The organism is Streptomyces ziwulingensis (assembly GCF_039542605.1).
Lineage (GTDB): Bacteria > Actinomycetota > Actinomycetes > Streptomycetales > Streptomycetaceae > Streptomyces > Streptomyces ziwulingensis.
Window position 1 is genome coordinate 42,453 of sequence record NZ_BAABIG010000069.1, and the last position, 16,981, is coordinate 59,433.

At 73.7% G+C, this 16,981-nt stretch carries 14 protein-coding genes; 5 read left to right on the forward strand and 9 right to left on the reverse strand.

What is annotated here, in order from left to right; translation table 11 throughout:
- Positions 1 to 59: 59 nt before the first annotated feature.
- From ABEB00_RS28275 to ABEB00_RS28285, 3 genes are all read right to left on the reverse strand, one after another.
- On the reverse strand, positions 60 to 1,928 hold the full coding sequence (locus ABEB00_RS28275) for an FUSC family protein (RefSeq protein ID WP_345623257.1): 1,869 nt from the start codon (positions 1,926 to 1,928) through the stop codon (positions 60 to 62).
- Between the two features lie 295 nt (positions 1,929 to 2,223).
- Complete coding sequence (gene pip, locus ABEB00_RS28280; protein ID WP_345623258.1) at positions 2,224 to 3,192, reverse strand: prolyl aminopeptidase; 969 nt, start codon at positions 3,190 to 3,192, stop codon at positions 2,224 to 2,226.
- Positions 3,193 to 3,201: 9 nt separating this feature from the next.
- A complete protein-coding gene (locus ABEB00_RS28285) occupies positions 3,202 to 4,029 on the reverse strand; it encodes a uracil-DNA glycosylase (protein ID WP_345623260.1) in 828 nt (275 codons plus the stop codon).
- A gap of 88 nt (positions 4,030 to 4,117) precedes the next feature.
- Between ABEB00_RS28285 and ABEB00_RS28290 the strand changes: the two genes are divergently transcribed.
- Both ABEB00_RS28290 and ABEB00_RS28295 read left to right on the forward strand, forming a co-directional pair.
- Complete coding sequence (locus tag ABEB00_RS28290) at positions 4,118 to 4,789, forward strand: RNA-binding S4 domain-containing protein (protein ID WP_345623261.1); 672 nt, start codon at positions 4,118 to 4,120, stop codon at positions 4,787 to 4,789.
- A gap of 384 nt (positions 4,790 to 5,173) precedes the next feature.
- Positions 5,174 to 7,069: a CocE/NonD family hydrolase gene (locus tag ABEB00_RS28295; RefSeq protein ID WP_345623263.1), complete on the forward strand. Its 1,896-nt coding sequence runs from the start codon at positions 5,174 to 5,176 to the stop codon at positions 7,067 to 7,069.
- Between the two features lie 127 nt (positions 7,070 to 7,196).
- On the opposite strand, the gene ABEB00_RS28300 is transcribed toward ABEB00_RS28295, so the two are convergent.
- Both ABEB00_RS28300 and ABEB00_RS28305 read right to left on the reverse strand, forming a co-directional pair.
- Positions 7,197 to 7,874 (reverse strand): class I SAM-dependent methyltransferase, encoded by a 678-nt coding sequence (locus tag ABEB00_RS28300; protein ID WP_345623264.1) that lies wholly within the window; start codon positions 7,872 to 7,874, stop codon positions 7,197 to 7,199.
- Positions 7,875 to 7,971: 97 nt separating this feature from the next.
- Positions 7,972 to 8,874: an acyltransferase domain-containing protein gene (locus tag ABEB00_RS28305; RefSeq protein ID WP_345623266.1), complete on the reverse strand. Its 903-nt coding sequence runs from the start codon at positions 8,872 to 8,874 to the stop codon at positions 7,972 to 7,974.
- Between the two features lie 102 nt (positions 8,875 to 8,976).
- Here ABEB00_RS28305 and ABEB00_RS28310 point away from each other — a divergent pair, with 102 nt between their 5' ends.
- On the forward strand, positions 8,977 to 9,240 hold the full coding sequence (locus ABEB00_RS28310; RefSeq protein ID WP_345623267.1) for a DUF6343 family protein: 264 nt from the start codon (positions 8,977 to 8,979) through the stop codon (positions 9,238 to 9,240).
- Positions 9,241 to 9,326: 86 nt separating this feature from the next.
- Here the strand turns inward: ABEB00_RS28310 and ABEB00_RS28315 are convergent, their stop codons facing one another.
- From ABEB00_RS28315 to rpsA, 4 genes are all read right to left on the reverse strand, one after another.
- Positions 9,327 to 9,707, reverse strand: coding sequence for a tetratricopeptide repeat protein (locus tag ABEB00_RS28315; RefSeq protein WP_345623269.1), 381 nt, complete (start codon positions 9,705 to 9,707; stop codon positions 9,327 to 9,329).
- Positions 9,708 to 9,769: 62 nt separating this feature from the next.
- A complete protein-coding gene (gene coaE, locus ABEB00_RS28320) occupies positions 9,770 to 10,375 on the reverse strand; it encodes a dephospho-CoA kinase (protein ID WP_345623270.1) in 606 nt (201 codons plus the stop codon).
- 43 nt (positions 10,376 to 10,418) lie between these two features.
- The gene (locus ABEB00_RS28325; protein ID WP_345623271.1) at positions 10,419 to 11,357 is read right to left on the reverse strand and encodes a proteasome assembly chaperone family protein; all 939 of its coding nucleotides are present in this window, start codon (positions 11,355 to 11,357) and stop codon (positions 10,419 to 10,421) included.
- Between the two features lie 194 nt (positions 11,358 to 11,551).
- Positions 11,552 to 13,066, reverse strand: coding sequence for a 30S ribosomal protein S1 (rpsA, locus tag ABEB00_RS28330; RefSeq protein ID WP_345623272.1), 1,515 nt, complete (start codon positions 13,064 to 13,066; stop codon positions 11,552 to 11,554).
- Between the two features lie 394 nt (positions 13,067 to 13,460).
- Between rpsA and ABEB00_RS28335 the strand changes: the two genes are divergently transcribed.
- Both ABEB00_RS28335 and ABEB00_RS28340 read left to right on the forward strand, forming a co-directional pair.
- Positions 13,461 to 14,273 (forward strand): class I SAM-dependent methyltransferase, encoded by an 813-nt coding sequence (locus tag ABEB00_RS28335; RefSeq protein WP_345623319.1) that lies wholly within the window; start codon positions 13,461 to 13,463, stop codon positions 14,271 to 14,273.
- A gap of 4 nt (positions 14,274 to 14,277) precedes the next feature.
- Positions 14,278 to 16,956 (forward strand): ATP-dependent RNA helicase, encoded by a 2,679-nt coding sequence (locus tag ABEB00_RS28340; RefSeq protein ID WP_345623273.1) that lies wholly within the window; start codon positions 14,278 to 14,280, stop codon positions 16,954 to 16,956.
- The last annotated feature ends 25 nt before the right edge of the window (positions 16,957 to 16,981 follow it).

The following is a 16,981-nucleotide window of genomic DNA, read 5'->3' on the forward strand; positions in this document are numbered from 1 at the left end:
CCGTACCTCTGAAGGCGCCGGCTCGTGCCTCCGAAGCCGCCGCCCGTGCCGCTCGCCCGTCATCCGGCGAGCGGCAGCTCCGGCAGGCGCAGGCCCACGCGGTCGCGGCGCTCGGCGAGTTCGCCCCGCAGCGCGGTGAGCCGCTCGACGTGGTGCGGGGTGAGCAGACCGGTGTCGTCCAGGTGCACCGCGCAGGCCGTGGTGGTGTCGGCGAGCCGTTCGAGGGTGGCGGCGACCTCGTCGGCGCCCTCGGCGTGGCGGGCGAGGGCGGGAAGCTCCGCGGCGGTCAGGGCGATCGCCGCGCGTGCCTCCGCGAGCGTGCGGTACGCCTCCCGGCGCAGCGTCCAGCGCGTCGCGCGGTCGTCGGACCCGCTCAGTACGTGGGTCAGGTAGGCGTGCCCGGCCCCGCCCGCCGCGGTCAGCCGGGCGCGGACCCCGCCGGCGCGCTGCCCCGGCATCGGCAGGTGCCCGACCACGAGCACGATCACGCAGGCCAGCAGCGTCTCGCCGAGGCGCCCCGCGGATGCCTGCGGTTCGCCGCCGATCATGACCAGGGCGAGCACGAGCACGGTGACGACGGCGGTCTGCGCCGCGAAGTGCCGGGTCGCCACGGGAATCAGCGCGCCGGCGACGGCGACGAGCGCGACGAGCCCCTCCGGCCGGGGCAGGACGACGGCGAGGCCCGCGAAGACCAGCGCGCCGAGGACCGTGCCCGCGGCCCGGCACAGCACTCGGGAGACGAGCGGCCCGAGGTCGGGCTTGACGAGGAAGACGGCGGTGGCGGGCAGCCAGTACCAGTGCGGGTGCTGCCCGTACCAGTGGGCGTGGTGCAGGGCCTGGGCGACCGCCGCGCCGGCCCCGAAACAGAGCCCGACCCGCAGCCCGTACTCCCGCCCGGCGGCACCGAACACCGTGCGGAGCACGGAACCGGGCGAGCGCCTGCGGGTGTGCAGGTCGCCACTGCGTCCGTGGTCGAAGGCGTCGGCCGCGTACAGCAGGGCGTCGTCGAGGGCGCGCAGGCCGGGCGCCGACCGGGAGGGCGCGGGCAGCGGTCCGGTGTGGGTGGCGCCGCGGACGGCCGCGGCGAGCCGCCGGGGCCCCTCGCCCGTCCGCCGCGGCACGGCCTCCCCCGTCCAGGCGAGGGCGGTCGCCGCCTCGGCGAGCGGCAGCGCGGCGGCGTACTGCGCGTGCAGCCGGCGCTCGGCCGAGGAGGAGGCGTACCGGCGCAGCCGGGGCCCGGCGAGGGCGTCCTGCGCCCGGTCCAGGGCGGCGGTGAGCGCGGCGCGGCGGGCGACGGCGTGCTCGGTGCCGGCCGCGTCGAGGAGGGCGGCGACGGCGTCGTAGACCTCGGCGACGGCCGCCCGCTCCCCGTCGAAGCGGAAGTCGCCGCTCAGGGCGCCGGGGGTGGGCAGGGCCAGGCGCAGGACGAGCAGCCAGCCGGCCCCGGCGAGGAAGGCGAGCGCCCGCTGCCATCCGGCGTCGGGCAGCGGCATTCCGGCGCCGATGGCGGCGGCGACCAGCAGTTGCGTACCGGCCCCGGACGCCACCGGCCCGACGGCGCTGACGCCTCCGGCCAGCAGACCGAGCCCGGTCAGTACGAGGGTCAGCGCGACGGCCCCGAGGTGGTCCCCGGCGTACGTCCCCGCGAACAGTCCGGCGGCACCGGCGAGCGCGGGTGCGCCGACCCGCCGCACGGAGGCCCGCCGGCTGCCGGGCCGGTCGTTGATCCCGGCCAGCATGGCGGCGATGGCGGCGACCACCCCGAGGGAGACCCGTCCGGCCGCCGTGGCGGCGAGCAGCAGGGGGCCGCCGGCGAGCGCCCCGCGTACGACCGCGCTCCACGGCACGGGCCCGCGCTGGGCACGCAGGGCGTGGGCGAGCCAGGGTGGAAGTACGAGGGCGGGGATACGGCGGACATCTCGGGACAAGTGCCTCGGCCTCCGGTCGTCTCGTCGAGGGCGGAAGTAAGCCTTCGGGCGACGGTGGCCGGGCTGGTGTGACGTAGGTCCAGGGTACGTGGTGCCATGCCGGAGAGGGGTACGGCGGTGTTGCGCGGGCGTGACATCCCCGGGCACCCTCCCCTTCCGCACGCCTCTTCTTCCGCCCGCCCCTCCGGGTCTTCTTCTGCCCGCCTCTTCTTCCGCCCGCCCCTCCGGGTCTTCTTCTGCCCGCCTCTTCTTCCGCACGCCTTCTCGGGTTCGCGCGCGGGCGGCGCTGCTCGGCTCAGCGGCCGGTGCGCGCGTACCCGTCCGTCGCCGCCACCAGCGCCTCGGCCATGTCCGGTGCCCCCGCGTTGTGGCCGACGTCGTCCACGAGCACGAGTTCGCTGCCGGGCCAGGCGTGGTGCAGGCGCCAGACCGTGCCCAGGAGGTTGCCCGGGTCGAGGGCGCCCTGGACGAGGGTGCCGGGGACGCCGGCCAGCGCAGGGGCGTCGCGCAGCACCGCGCCCTCGTCGTTGTCCGCGCCGAGGAAGTGGTCGTTGCCCCAGTAGTGCGTCACCGTGCGGGCGAAGCCCTGACGGAATACCGGGTCCTCGTACCGTTCCACCGAGCGCGGCGGGGCCGCTGCGATCGCCGTCTCCCAGTCGGTCCAGGCGCGTGCCGCCCGCTCCCGTGCCTTCGGGTCGGGCGACTCCAGCAGCCGGTTGTAGGCGGCCGCGAGGTTGCCGCCCCGCGCGTCCTCGGGAATCGGGGCGAGGAACTCCTCGAAGGCCGCCGGAAAGAGTCTGCCCAGCCCCCGGGTGAGGAGCGTGACCTCGGGGTTCGAGCCGGTACCGACCGCGGTGAGCACCAGTTCCGTCACGGCGTCGCGATGGGTCTGGGTGTAGCGCAGTGCGAGCACGGAGCCCCAGGACACCCCCCACACCAGCCATCGCGCGATGCCCAGGTGCCGTCGCAGCAGTTCCAGATCGGCGATGAGGTGGGTGGTCGTGTTGACGCTCATGTCGGTGCCGTGGGCACTCGCGTGCGGTGTCGAACGCCCGCAGCCGCGCTGGTCGAACAGGACGATCCGGTAGCGGGCCGGGTCGAAGTACCGCCGCATGCCCGGGCTCGCCCCGGACCCCGGTCCGCCGTGCAGCACCACGGCGGGTTTGCCGTGCGGGTTGCCGCAGCTCTCCCAGTGGATCAGGTTGCCGTCACCGACATCGAGCCTGCCGTGCTCGTACGGTTCGCACTCCGGATACAGGCCCATCCGGACACGCTAACCGCCGTGCGGCCCCCGCGGCACCACGTTTTCGGCGGGCAGGCCGGCGGTACGCGCCGCCGTGGTGAGCACCTCCCGCAGCATCGCGGGGGTGAGCCGGCCGGTGAAAGTGTTGCGCTGGCTGACGTGGTAGCAGCCGAAGACGGTGAGCCCGTCCAGCCCGTCCAGCCCGTCCAGCCCGTCCTGCGCGTCCTGTCCGCCCTGCCCTTCCCGTCCGTCCTGTCCGTCCCGTCCGCCCTGTCCGTCCGTGGCGTCGAGGGTGACCCGGGCGCCGTGCGTGAAGGCGGGCCGGGGCCGGGGTACCCGCCAGCCCGCCTCCGAGAACGCGGGCAGCGCGGCCTGCCAGCCGAAGGCGCCCAGGACGACGACGGCGCGCAGGGTGGGCCGCAGCAGTCCCAGTTCCCGGACCAGCCAGGGCCGGCAGGTGTTCCGTTCCTCGGGCGTGGGCTTGTTGGCGGGCGGCGCGCAGTGCACCGGCGAGGTGATCCGCACCCCGGACAGCTCCAGTCCGTCGTCGGCGGAGACCGCGGTGGGCTGCGAAGCGAGCCCGACGTCGTACAGGGCCTGGTACAGCACGTCGCCGGAGCGGTCGCCGGTGAACATCCGCCCGGTGCGGTTGCCTCCGTGGGCCGCCGGGGCGAGCCCGACGATCAGCAGCCGGGCGTCCGGCGGCCCGAAGCCGGGCACCGGGCGCCCCCAGTACGTCCAGTCGGCGAAGGCCGCCCGCTTGGTCCGGGCCACCTCCTCCCGCCAGGTGACCAGTCGCGGACAGGCCCGGCACTCCGCGATCCGCTGGTCGAGCCCGGTGAGGGCGCTGGTGTCCATGGCCCCACCGTAGGTCCCGCCCTCGCGGCAACCCCGCGGAACCCCTCGCTCCGGCCCCACACCGCAGCCGTACGGCTAAGGTCGGGACATGGCTGGCGAGCATGACGAGGACTACGAGGACAACGAGGGCTACGAGGGCGCTGCGGGCGACGCGGGCAGGGAAGCCGCCGACCCTCCGGTACCGCGCACCGGCCCGGCTGCCGATGTCAGTGCGGGTACGGGTACGAGTACGGACCGTGACGGTGATGCCGAGCCTGCCGCCACTGCCACTGCTGCCACTGCCACCGGCGGCCCGGACGATTCCGCGCCCGTCGACCCCAAGGTGGCCGCCGCGATCGCCGCCGCCGAGGCGGCCGGACCGCAGCACGGCGAGACCGTCCGCGTGGACAGTTGGATCTGGGCCGTCCGTCTCATCAAGACCCGCTCCGCCGGCGCCACCGCCTGCCGGGGCGGCCATGTGCGGGTGAACGGCGACCGGGTCAAGCCCGCCCACACCCTCCGGGTCGGCGACGAGGTGCGGCTGCGCCAAGAGGGCTGGGAACGCGTCGTCATCGTCAAGCGGCTGATCCGCAAGCGCGTCGGCGCGCCGGTCGCGGTGCAGTGCTACGTCGACAACTCCCCGCCGCCACCGCCGCGCCAGGCCCCGGCCCCGACCGGCATCCGCGACCGCGGCACCGGCCGGCCGACGAAGCGCGACCGGCGCGAGACGGAACGCCTGCGCGCGCTCAACGGCCTGAAAAGCCGCCCCGGCGGACGCTGACGCGTCGGAGACGGCGGCGTCGGACAGCGGCCATATCGCCACACCGCTCACATCAGCCGCACCTGATACAGATGTCATATCTGTCACGTCTGTCACTCCCTCGCGCACCCTCGACGTGCCTTCGACGTGCCCTCGACGCACTGGCGGAGCCACACCGGTAACCCACCGGACACGCCTCCGCGACACGACCGTCCGAAGATCAGCACGCGGTCCCGCACGAGGGCTCCGGCCCTCACCGATGCCGGAGCCGAGGTCCCGGCCGTCCAACTCCCCCGCATCGCAACGGTCATGACGGACGCCCCATCGACGCCGGCCCCCTCTCACTGCTAGACCTGCACACCGCACCACACGCACCACACGCACCCACCACCCCAGGAGGAGCATGTGAGAGCACGTCGCGCGGCCGTCCGGGCCGCCTCGGCACTGGTCGGCGCGCTCGCGCTGGCCGGTGCGCTCGCCGGGCCCGTCACCGCGGCCCCCGGCGAGGAAGCCGGTCCGGCCACCGCAGCGCAGGCCCTGACCGCGCCGGCCGTCACCGCGACCGACCCGGTCACGCACGAGGAGAACGACCGCGTCCCCGAGGGCTCGGTCTGGACCCAGCACTACTTCCCGTCCGCGGACGACTCCGGCACCGAACTCCACGCCGACGTCCTGCTGCCGGAGTCCCTGCCCCGGCACAAGAAGGTGCCGGTCATCCTGTCGATCGGCCCCTACTTCGCGCACTCGGGGCAGACCGGCCCGGAGGGCTTCACCCACACCGGGCCCTCCGCCCGCTTCCAGGACTTCGTCGAGGGCGCCGACCTCTTCGACAACGGCTACGCCTTCGTCATGGTCGACCTGCGCGGCTTCGGCGGCTCCACCGGCTGCCTGGACTGGGGCGGTCCCGGCGAACAGGCCGACGTGGCGGCGGCGGTGGAGTGGGCCGCCGAACAGCCCTGGTCCACCGGCGCGGTGGGCATGTACGGCAAGTCGTACGACGCCGTGACCGGTCTCATCGGCAACAACCTGGACCAGCGCGCGCTCAAGGCCGTCGTCGCCCAGGAGCCGGTCTGGGACATGTACCAGTACATCTACTCCAACGGCGTGCCCCGCCCCAACGTGACCGGCACCGCGGCTGCCTACAACGACATCGCCACGATGGAGCCGATGGCGGACGACGACGCCTCTTACCAGGCCAACGCCCGTTATGAGGACACCCATCCGGAGTGCCTCACCGAGAACTCGGCCGGCTACCGAATAGCCGACCAGCGGGACGAACACTGGACCTCCCGTGATCTGGCGAAAATGGCCAAGGGCAGCGACACCCCGCTCTTCGTCACCCAGGGCTTCATCGAGAACAACACCAAGCCCGAGGAGATGGAGGAGTACCTCGACAACCACCGGGGCGTCGAGCGCGGCTGGCTCGGCCAGTGGGACCACGTCCGCGGTGGCGACCGGGTCGGTGACGGCCGCCTGGCCATGGGCCGCGAGGGCTGGTACGACGAGACCCTCTCCTTCTACGACCAGTACCTCAAGGGCATCAGGCCGGCCACCCGCTACCCCGCCTACTCCGTCGAGGACTCCACCGGCGCCTGGCGTGCCCAGCGCACCTGGCCGGTCGTGGAACGGTCCGTCACCCTCCCGCTCGGCGGCGGCGCCTATGTCGACGACGGCGGCGCCTCGGCGAACGCCGCGCTGACCGCTTCCGGCGGCCCGGCGCCCAAGAGGTCCGCGCAGCCGTCCGGCAGGTGGGACATGGAGAACGCGCCGGTGACGGACCTGACGGCGCCGCGGGGCCGGGCGGAGGCGCAGACGCGGCGCCAGACTGCCGGTGAGGTCACCTCCAGCTTCTTCGTGTGGTCGAAGCCGGTCAAGAAGTCCGTGCGCGTCACCGGCACGCCGCAGGTCTCCCTGACCGCCAAGGGCGAGGGCAACATCATGCTCAAGCTCTACGATGTCGCCCCGGACGGCACCGCCGTCATGTTCGACGAGCAGGTGTCCCTGGTGGACTCGGGCCGGCTGACCGTCGATCTGAAGTCGACCGACTGGACCCTGACCGCCGGGCACGTCCTGGCCGTGGAGACCGGTTCCATCCAGACCGGCTCCTGGCGTGACACGCCCTCGGGCGAGACCGTCCAGGTCAGGGGCGCGCGGCTGAAACTGGCCCTGGACGACCCGTCCGACGACATCGCCACCCAGGGCGACCGCTCACCGTTCCTCGACACCTATCTGCGTCAGTACACGGTCGAGTTGCCCGCCGGGCCGGCCTCCTTCACCGTGGTTCCGGGCGGACGCCTCTGACCCACGGCCGACTCCGGCACACCCCGCTCCCCCGTGGCCCGGCGCCGACATGTCCGCACCCGTCGGCGCCGGCCCACGGTCCCCTCACCGGCACGGCACGGCACCTCACCGGCACGGCACCACGGCCTCACGCCGGTACGGCCCGCACCCATATCCGGTCCTCCGTCAGGTAGCGGTCCACCCGCAGGCCCGCCTCCGTGAGGGCCGCCTCGAACTGCTTCCTCGTCAGCGGCCGGGCGCGGAAGGTCTGCGTCCAGGCCGCGTCCGGGAACTCGTACTCCGCGCGTACCTCGTGGACCCCGTCTCCGATCGGTTCCGACGAGGCGATGCGGACGGTGAAGCCGCTCGGGTCCACCCGCTCGCGCGGTACCCGGTCGTGGTAGTCCTCACCCTCCCGCTGGACGAGTACGCAGCCGTCCTTCGCGACGTGCCGCGCGCAGGCGTCGAGCAGCCCGCGCCGCACCTCCAGGTCGGCGGTGTGCACCAGGAACGAGGCGAGCATCACCACGTCGAACTTCTCGCCCAGGTCGAGTTCCTCGATCGGGCCGCGTATCGTCCGCGCTCCGCGCACCCGCTCCAGCATCTCGGCCGACTCGTCCACCGCGGTGACCGTGAACCCGCGCTCCCGCAGCGGGTGGGTCATGCGCCCGACACCGCTGCCCAGTTCCAGGATGTGCGCGCCCGCGGGCACGGCGGAGGCGATGATGTCGGGCTCGGCCCCGGCCGGAAGCCGGGAGTAGAGCTCGACCGCGCAGCCGTCCGGGGTGATGACCCCGGGCCCCGTCCCTCGATGTCCCACTCGCATCTTCAGCTCCATGCCCGTCCAACGGACCGCTCCCGCACACCCGTTCCCGACCACCCCTCATTCACCCGTCCGAGTGAAGGCGAGGGCTTGCCTCCGCTCACAACGGGAACCAGCCGTGCCCGAGGTACCAGTGCCCGCCCGCCCGCAGGTGGTCACCGACGGCCCGTTCGAGGGAAGACCTCCGCGGCAGGCCGTCGACCGGCAGATCCGGGTCGCCGAAGACGAAGCGGACGGGGGTGGTGTCGCTGGGCCCCGTGTCGTCGACGGCCACCCGGAACCGTTCCTGGAAGCGGATGATGTTCGATCCGGCGGGCAGGTACCGCCGCAGTTGCGGGTCGAGCAGCCAGGAGCGGCAGACGCCGGCGGGATACGCCTCCTCGGGAAAGTGCGCGGCGAAGAACCGCCGGGCCAGTTCCAGGGAACGGTCGCAGGCGGTCGGCGTCAGCGGCCCGCGGAAGTCGGGGATGTGCAGATGCAGGCAGCGCGTGTCCGGATCGCAGGCCAGGCCGACCGTCCTCAGCAGCGGCGCCGTGCGCTCCCCGGCCCGGGCCCGTTCGAACTGCAGCCGCCCGAGCTGGTACAGCTCCCCGCGGAAATGACGGACCAGCCACTCCGGAGCGCGCACTCCCCCCGTGCCGTGCAGCCGGCGGTGGGACGCCATGTTCCGTCCCAGGTCGGCGAGGGTGCGCCGGGTGACCTCGGCGGGAACGCCCCGCTCCCGGTGGTACGCGCGGGTGTGCGGCAGCGCCGCGACGAACACGTACGCGGCGAAGTGGGCGCCCAGGGCGGGCGGGGTTCCGGTGAGGAGTTCACCGAGCCGCGACGTGCCTTGGAGCGCAGTGGCGCCGGGCGTGAGTTCCGCGACGCAGGCGTCCAGCAGCCGCATCGCACCCGCGTCCCCGGTCAGTGCCGACACGCCGGTGACCAGTGCGTTGATGTCCTCGTGGGGTACGGCGAGGTCCAGCAGGACGTCGGGCAGCTCGTCGGTGTCCGGCAGCACGGCTCGGTTCCCTCCTGCGGTCACGGGGCCGGCGGATCGCCGGAGCGCCAGGGGTGGACGTACCCCGTGGCGGGTACCCCGCATGTGGGAGCGCTGATCGGGATGCGTACAGGCAGTGAACCGGTGACCGCGCGCAGTGCGCTGCGGGCGCGCTTCTGGCTGAGCGTGTGGGGTCTGGTCTGGACGGTCTGCGGCACGGTGGCGTTCGCGCTGGCCGGGCGGCCCGGCTGGGCGGCGGCCTGCGGGGCGCTGTGGCTGATCGTCACGGTCGACCTGGCCGTGGTCCTGCGGCGGATCCGCCAGGGCCCGCACTACCAGCCCGGCCACGACATCCCGCCGTATCCGCCACCCGAGGACCGGCCCTAGGGGGTGTTTCGCCCTAGGCGTCCCGGCCCCCCTCGGCCGCGTGCTCAACGTGCTGCCCCCGCGTCAGCGGCCGGTACCGCCCGCGCTCAGTCGTCGAAGCGCGCGCATCTCAGGTACTGCGGGTTGGGGTCCAGCGCGGCGGCCAGGCGGAAGTGGCGTCTGGCCTGGTCGGGGCGGTTCTGACGCTCGTAGGTGCGGGCGAGCGCGAAGTGCGCGAAGGCGTTGTCCGGCTCGCGCTCCAGGACGACGGTGAACTCCAGCTCGGCGGGGCGCAGTTGCGCCGCGGCGAAGAAGGCCCGGGCGCGCAGCAGCCGGGCCGCCGTGTTCTCCGGGTGCGCGCCGATCACGCTGTCGAGCAGTTTCACCGCGCCCCGCGGGTCCCGCGCCGCGAGCAGTTGCTCGGCGGCACGGAAGTCGATCACGTCCGTCTCCGGTGTACGTCCGGTCGATCCACTGGTCTCGGGCACGGCAGAGTCCTTCCCTCACTGGAGGGGTTCAACGCCCGCGCACGCAGCGCTATTCCTGTGGTTCAGGGCGATCCGTGCGCCCTGCGGGCCAGCTCGGCCCAGACCTCCCGCACTCGGCGCCGCAGCTCCTCCAGCGGCACGTCGTTGTCGATGACGACGTCCGCGATCTCCCGGCGCTGCTCGCGGGTGGCCTGGGCGGCCATCCGGGCGCGGGCGTCCTCCTCGGTCATGCCGCGCAGCCGGACCAGCCGGTCGAGCTGGGTGGCGGGATCGGCGTCGACGACGACCACCAGGTCGTAGAGGGGGGCCAGGCCGTTCTCCGTCAGCAGCGGAACGTCGTGGACGACGACGGCGTCCGGGGCGGCGGCCTCCTCCAGTTCGCGGGAGCGGGCGCCCACCAGGGGGTGCACGAGGGAGTTCAGCACCCCGAGCCGTTCCTTGTCGGCGAAGACGATCGAGCCGAGCTTCGGCCGGTCGAGACCGCCGTCCCCGGCGAGCACCTCCGCGCCGAACGCCTCGACCACCGCGGCGAGCCCCGGCGTCCCCGGGGCGACCACCTCGCGCGCGATGCGGTCCGCGTCGATCAGTACGGCCCCGTACTCGACGAGCAGCCGGGACACCTCGCTCTTGCCGGCGCCGATCCCGCCGGTCAGGCCCACCTTCAGCATGACCGGAAGCTTAGGGCCTGCCCGGGACCCGGCCCGGACCGCCTCAGCCGTCGCCCTCCCGCTCGGCCAGGAACCGTTCGAACTCCAGGCCGATCTCGTCGGCCGAGGGGATCTCGACGGGCTCGGCGAGCATGTTGCCCCGGGACTCGGCGCCGGCCGCGGCGTCGTACTGGTGCTCAAGGCCCTGGACGAGCGCGGTCAGTTCCTCGTCGCCCTCGCGGACCTGCCGGTCGATCTCCGTCTGGATGCGGTGCGCCTCGGTGCGCAGGGAGTGCGCGATGCCGGGGAGGACCAGTCCGGTGGCGGCCGTGATGGCCTCCAGGACGGTCAGTGCCGCGTCGGGGTACGGGGAGCGGGCGATGTAGTGCGGCACGTGCGCGGCGACGCCCAGGACGTCGTGGCCGGCTTCCATGAGGCGGTACTCGACGAGCGCCTCGGCGCTGCCGGGCACCTGTGCCTCCTCGAAGGGACTGCGGTGGCCGGGGACCAGGTCGGAGCGGTTGCCGTGCGGGGTGAGGCCCACGGGGCGGGTGTGCGGGACGCCCATCGGGATGCCGTGGAAGTTGACCGCCAGGCGGACGCCGAGCCGCTCCACGATCTGCGCGACGGCCGCGGCGAACCGTTCCCATTCGACGTCGGGTTCGGGGCCGGACAGCAGCAGGAAGGGCGCCCCGGTGGTGTCCTGGACGAGCCGCACCTCCAGGGTGGGCTCCTCGTAGTCGGTCCAGCGGTCGCTCTTGAACGTCAGCAGCGGGCGGCGGGCCCGGTAGTCCACGAGCCGGTCGTGGTCGAAGCGGGCGACGACCTGATGGGGCAGTGAGTCGAGCACCTGGTCGACGATCTGGTCACCGGTCTCACCGGCGTCGATGTAGCCGTCGAAGTGGTAGAGCATGACAAGACCGGCCGACTCCTGGGCGAGCGCCGTGTCGACGACGGCCAGGCCCTTCGGCTCCCATGCGTACAAACCCTGCGGATCAAGCACTGTGGCGGTCCTCCCTCGTCTTCCCCCCTCTCGAACGTCCGCAAGGGCGCGGGCATTCCCGCCCGTACCCCGGCGCCGGGAAAAACCCTGGCCGGCGGCCGGGAGGAGACGCGGGAAGGCCCCGCTCCCCCAAGAGGGAGCGGGGCCTTCCGCGGTACTTCTTCAACTCCGTCCGAAGCGGGCCGGGGAGAGCGTCAGCTCTGGCCGCCGGCGAGCTTCTCGCGCAGCGCGGCCAGCGCCTCGTCCGACGCCAGGGCGCCGGAGTTGTCGGCACCCTCGGACGAGTACGACCCGCCACCGCCGCCGCCACCGCTGGAGGCGGCCGGAGCCGCACCGGCGACGTCGGTACCCTCGGCGGCGGCCTTCTCGTCCGCCTCGCGGGACTTGATGACCTGCGCCTGGTGCTGCTCGAAGCGCTGCTGCGCCTCGGCGTACTGGGTCTCCCACACCTCGCGCTGGGTCTCGTAGCCCTCGAGCCAGTCGTTGGTCTCGGGGTCGAAGCCCTCGGGGTAGATGTAGTTGCCCTGGTCGTCGTAGGACGCGGCCATGCCGTACAGGGTCGGGTCGAACTCGACCGTCGACGGGTCGGCACCGAAGGCCTCGTTGGCCTGCTTCAGCGAGAGGCTGATGCGGCGGCGCTCGAGGTCGATGTCGATGACCTTGACGAAGATCTCGTCGTTGACCTGGACGACCTGCTCCGGGATCTCCACGTGGCGCTCGGCCAGCTCGGAGATGTGGACCAGACCCTCGATGCCCTCGTCCACGCGGACGAACGCACCGAACGGAACCAGCTTCGTGACCTTTCCGGGCACGACCTGGCCGATCTGGTGGGTCCGGGCGAACTGCTGCCACGGGTCTTCCTGGGTCGCCTTCAGCGACAGGGAGACACGCTCGCGGTCCATGTCCACGTCGAGGACCTCGACGGTGACCTCCTGGCCGACCTCGACCACCTCGGACGGGTGGTCGATGTGCTTCCAGGACAGCTCGGAGACGTGCACCAGACCGTCGACGCCACCCAGGTCCACGAAGGCACCGAAGTTGACGATGGAGGACACGACGCCGGAGCGGACCTGACCCTTCTGGAGGGTCGTGAGGAACGTCTGGCGGACCTCGGACTGGGTCTGCTCGAGCCAGGCACGGCGGGACAGGACCACGTTGTTGCGGTTCTTGTCCAGCTCGATGATCTTCGCCTCGAGCTCCTTGCCCACGTAGGGCTGGAGGTCGCGGACACGGCGCATCTCGACGAGGGAGGCCGGCAGGAAGCCACGGAGGCCGATGTCGAGGATGAGTCCACCCTTGACGACCTCGATGACGGTACCGGTGACGATGCCGTCCTCTTCCTTGATCTTCTCGATGGTGCCCCAGGCACGTTCGTACTGGGCACGCTTCTTCGAGAGGATCAGGCGGCCTTCCTTGTCCTCCTTCTGGAGAACAAGGGCCTCGATCTCGTCGCCGACCTTGACGACCTCGTTCGGGTCGACGTCGTGCTTGATCGAGAGCTCGCGGCTCGGGATGACACCTTCGGTCTTGTAACCGATGTCGAGCAGGACCTCGTCCCGGTCGACCTTCACGATGACGCCGTCGACGATGTCGCCGTCGTTGAAGTACTTGATCGTCTCGTCGATCGCGGCGAGGAAAGCTTCCTCGTTACCGATGTCGTTGACCGCAACCTGCGGGGTGGTGGCGGTGGTCTCGGTGCTGCTCGTCATGTGGGAAAGGGCTCCGGTACGGACATTGAAGTCGTAGGTGCTGCTACGCCGGGAGCCCGTTTCGCTCTGCACAAGCCGGACAGCCAAGAAGCGTCACACAGAACCACTGGTGACACCTCGAGAACCGAGGGACATACATACAGATGCGAGCGCAACCTGCTACGTCTGAGGTGCGCAGGCTCGCAGCGCAACTTGTAGCATACGGGGGCAGCCGGGCAGGGTCAATGCGCGAAGCCGCACACCCGGGGCGGATCCCCGCATACCCGGCACAATTCGTGTCCCCCGAGGCCACGCGCGCCCTGTGGCGCCCCCTTGTGACACCCGTGGGACAGAGGCTGCGGCAGAGCCGCGGACCGAGCAGCACACCGAGCCGCAGACCAGTGACGAGGAGCCGATCATCCAAGAGCCCGAAGGTCACGAGCCCGAGGCCACCCGCCGGGTGGCGGACGTGACGGAGAGCGCCCGCGCCAACCGGGGCTGGTGGGACCGGAACGCGGACGAGTACCAGACCGAGCACGGCACGTTCCTCGGCGACGACCGCTTCGTGTGGGGCCCCGAGGGTCTGGACGAGGTGGAGGCCGAGCTGCTCGGTCCGCCCGAGGAGCTGAAGGGCAAGGACGTCCTGGAGATCGGCGCCGGCGCGGCCCAGTGCGCGCGCTGGCTGGCCGCCCAAGGCGCCCGCCCGGTGGCGCTGGACATCTCGCACCGGCAGTTGCAGCACGCGCTGCGCATCGGCGGGCCGTTCCCCCTGGTGTGCGCCGACGCGGGCGCGCTGCCCTTCGCGGACGCCTCCTTCGACCTGGCCTGCTCGGCGTACGGGGCGTTGCCCTTCGTCGCCGATCCGCGGCTCGTGCTGCGGGAGGTGCGCCGGGTGCTGCGCCCCGGCGGCCGGTTCGTGTTCTCGGTGACGCACCCGATCCGCTGGGCCTTCCCCGACGAGCCGGGCCCGGAGGGGCTGACCGTCTCCGCCTCCTACTTCGACCGCACGCCCTACGTCGAGCAGGACGAGGAGGGACGCGCGGTGTACGTCGAGCACCACCGCACGCTCGGCGACCGCGTCCGCGACGTGGTCGCCTCCGGCCTGACGCTGGTGGACCTGGTCGAGCCGGAGTGGCCCGCCTGGAACACCTCCGAGTGGGGCGGCTGGTCGCCGCTGCGCGGCAATCTGATCCCGGGTTCGGCGATCTTCGTCTGCGCACGGGACTGAGCGCGTGATCCGTCAGGACGCCCTGGACGCCCTGCCCGTACGCGCGGCGCTGCCGGGCCTGGCCGACGCCCTGGAGGGGCACGGCACCGCGGTGCTCGTCGCGCCGCCCGGCACCGGCAAGACGACCCTGGTGCCGCTGGTCCTGGCCGGGCTGGTGGGCGGCGGGCCGGCCCGGCGGGTGGTGGTGGCCGAGCCGCGGCGGATCGCCGCGCGTGCGGCGTCCCGGCGGATGGCGTGGCTGCTGGGCGAGCGCTCCGGCGAGAGCGTCGGCCACACCGTGCGCGGGGAGCGGGTCGTGGGGCGGCGCACACGCGTGGAGGTCGTCACCACCGGGGTGCTGCTCCAGCGGCTCCAGCGGGACCAGGAACTGGCCGGCGTGGACGTGGTGGTGCTCGACGAGTGCCACGAGCGGCACCTGGACGCGGACACGGCGGCGGCGTTCCTCCTGGACGTGCGCCAGACGCTGCGCCCGGAGCTGCGCCTGGTGGCCGCCTCGGCCACCACCGACGCCGAGGGCTGGGCGGCGCTGCTGGGCGGTGCGCCGGTGGTCGAGGCCCAGGGGGTGTCGTACCCGGTGGAGGTGGTGTGGGCCCCGCCGGCCCGTCCGGTACGGCCGCCGCACGGGATGCGGGTCGATCCGGCGCTGCTCGCGCATGTGGCGTCGGTGGTGCGGCGGGCGCTGGCGGAGCGCCCCGGGGACGTGCTGTGCTTCCTGCCCGGGGTCGGTGAGATCGCCCGGGTCGCGGGCACGCTCGGCGCGCTGGAGGGCGTCGACGTGCTCCAGGTGCACGGGCGGGCGCCGGCCGCCGTGCAGGACGCGGTGCTGGCGCCCGGCGGGCGGCGCCGGGTGGTGCTGGCGACGTCGGTGGCGGAGTCGTCCCTGACGGTCCCCGGGGTGCGGGCGGTGGTGGACGCGGGCCTGGCGCGCGAGCCGCGGGTCGATCACGCGCGGGGGCTGAGCGCGCTGGCCACGGTACGGGCCTCACGCGCGGCGGCACGCCAGCGGGCGGGCCGGGCCGGGCGGGAGGCACCGGGCGCGGTGTACCGGTGCTGGGCGGAGGCCGAGGACGCGCGTCTGCCGGGTTTTCCGGCGCCGGAGATCAAGGTGGCCGACCTGACGGCGTTCGCCCTTCAGGCGGCGGTCTGGGGCGATCCCGGGGCCACCGGGCTGGCGCTGCTCGACCCGCCTCCCGGCGGGGCGATGGCGGCGGCCCGGGAGGTGCTGACGGCGATCGGTGCGGTGGACCGCGCGGGGCGGGCCACCGGGCGCGGGACGCTGCTGGCCCGGCTGGGCCTCCATCCCCGGCTGGGCCGGGCGCTGCTGGACGCGGTCGCCTCCGGGGCGGGGAGCCCCGGCACGGCCGCCGAGGTGGTCGCCCTGCTCAGCGAGGAACCGCCCCGGGAGTACGGCGACGACCTGGGCTCGGCACTGCGTGCCGCCCGGCGCGGGGGCGACGCGTACGGGGCGCGGTGGCGGACGGAGACCCGCAGACTGCGGTCCGCCGCGGGGGAGGACGGACCGGCGGCGGGCGCGGCCGGAACGGCCGGCGACGGGCCGGCGACGGGAGCAGGCGGACCGGCCGGCGGCCTGCCTGCGGCGCGGAGGCACGGGCCGGCCGGTGGCGGAACGACTGCGGGAGTGCGCGGAGCGACCGGTGGCGGGTCGGCGGCGGGTGCGCGCGGAGCGACTGGCAGCGGGTCGGCGGCGGGTGCGGACGGGCCGGCCGGGATCGTGGCCGCGCTCGCCTTTCCGGAGCGGGTCGCCAGGAAGGACGGCGGTTCCTACCTCATGGCGTCGGGGACGCGCGCGGAGCTGTCCGAGGGGTCCGCGCTGCGCGGGGCGCCCTGGATCGCGGTCGCGGTGGCCGACCGGCCCGTGGGGCGTGGGCACGCGCGCGTGCTGCTCGGTGCGGCCATCGACGAGGGCGTCGCCCGGCGCACGGCGAGCGCGCTGTTGACGGAAGGGGAGGAGGTGCGCTGGGCCGGCGGGGACGTCGTGGCCCGGCGCGTCGAACGGCTCGGGGCGATCGAACTGGCGGCACACCCGCTCCGCGACCCCGACCGTGCCCTCGTACGGCGGGCCCTGCTGGAGGGGTTGCGGAAGGAGGGGTTCGGGCTGTTGCGCGGGGCGGAGGCGGCGGCCGGGCTGCGGCAGCGGCTCGCGTTCCTGCACCGGCACCTCGGCGCGCCGTGGCCGGACGTCCGCGACGAGGCGTTGCACGCGCGGGTGGACGAGTGGCTGGAACCGGAGCTGAGCCGGGCGCGGCGGCGGGCGGACCTGGCCCGGATCGACGCCGCCCAGGCACTGGGGCGGCTGCTGCCCTGGTCCACCGGCGAGGCGGCCCGCCTGGACGAGCTGGCCCCGGAGCGGATCACCGTGCCCAGCGGGTCCAGGGTCCGGATCGACTACGGCGACCCGGACCGGCCCGTGCTCGCGGTGAAGCTCCAGGAGATGTTCGGGCTCCAGCACTCGCCGGAGGTGGCCGGGGTACCGGTCCTCGTCCACCTGCTCTCCCCCGCGGGCCGTCCCGCAGCGGTCACCGCCGACCTGGCCTCGTTCTGGCGGGACGGCTACAAGGGCGTACGGGCGGAGCTGCGCGGCCGGTATCCGAAGCATCCGTGGCCCGAGGACCCGGCCGGCGCGGAGCCGACCCGGTACACCAAGGCCCGGCTCGGCCGCTGATCGCGGTGCGCGAACCGGGCCTCGG

Excerpts from the sequence above, each read along its gene's own strand:
- coaE (WP_345623270.1), bottom strand. The coding sequence starts at position 10,375 with ATGCTGAAGGTGGGCCTGACCGGCGGGATCGGCGCCGGCAAGAGCGAG.
- ABEB00_RS28310 (WP_345623267.1), top strand. The coding sequence starts at position 8,977 with ATGCGTACAGGCAGTGAACCGGTGACCGCGCGCAGTGCGCTGCGGGCG.
- ABEB00_RS28290 (WP_345623261.1), top strand. The coding sequence starts at position 4,118 with ATGGCTGGCGAGCATGACGAGGACTACGAGGACAACGAGGGCTACGAG.
- ABEB00_RS28300 (WP_345623264.1), bottom strand. The coding sequence starts at position 7,874 with ATGCGAGTGGGACATCGAGGGACGGGGCCCGGGGTCATCACCCCGGAC.
- pip (WP_345623258.1), bottom strand. The coding sequence starts at position 3,192 with ATGGGCCTGTATCCGGAGTGCGAACCGTACGAGCACGGCAGGCTCGAT.
- ABEB00_RS28285 (WP_345623260.1), bottom strand. The coding sequence starts at position 4,029 with ATGGACACCAGCGCCCTCACCGGGCTCGACCAGCGGATCGCGGAGTGC.
- rpsA (WP_345623272.1), bottom strand. The coding sequence starts at position 13,066 with ATGACGAGCAGCACCGAGACCACCGCCACCACCCCGCAGGTTGCGGTC.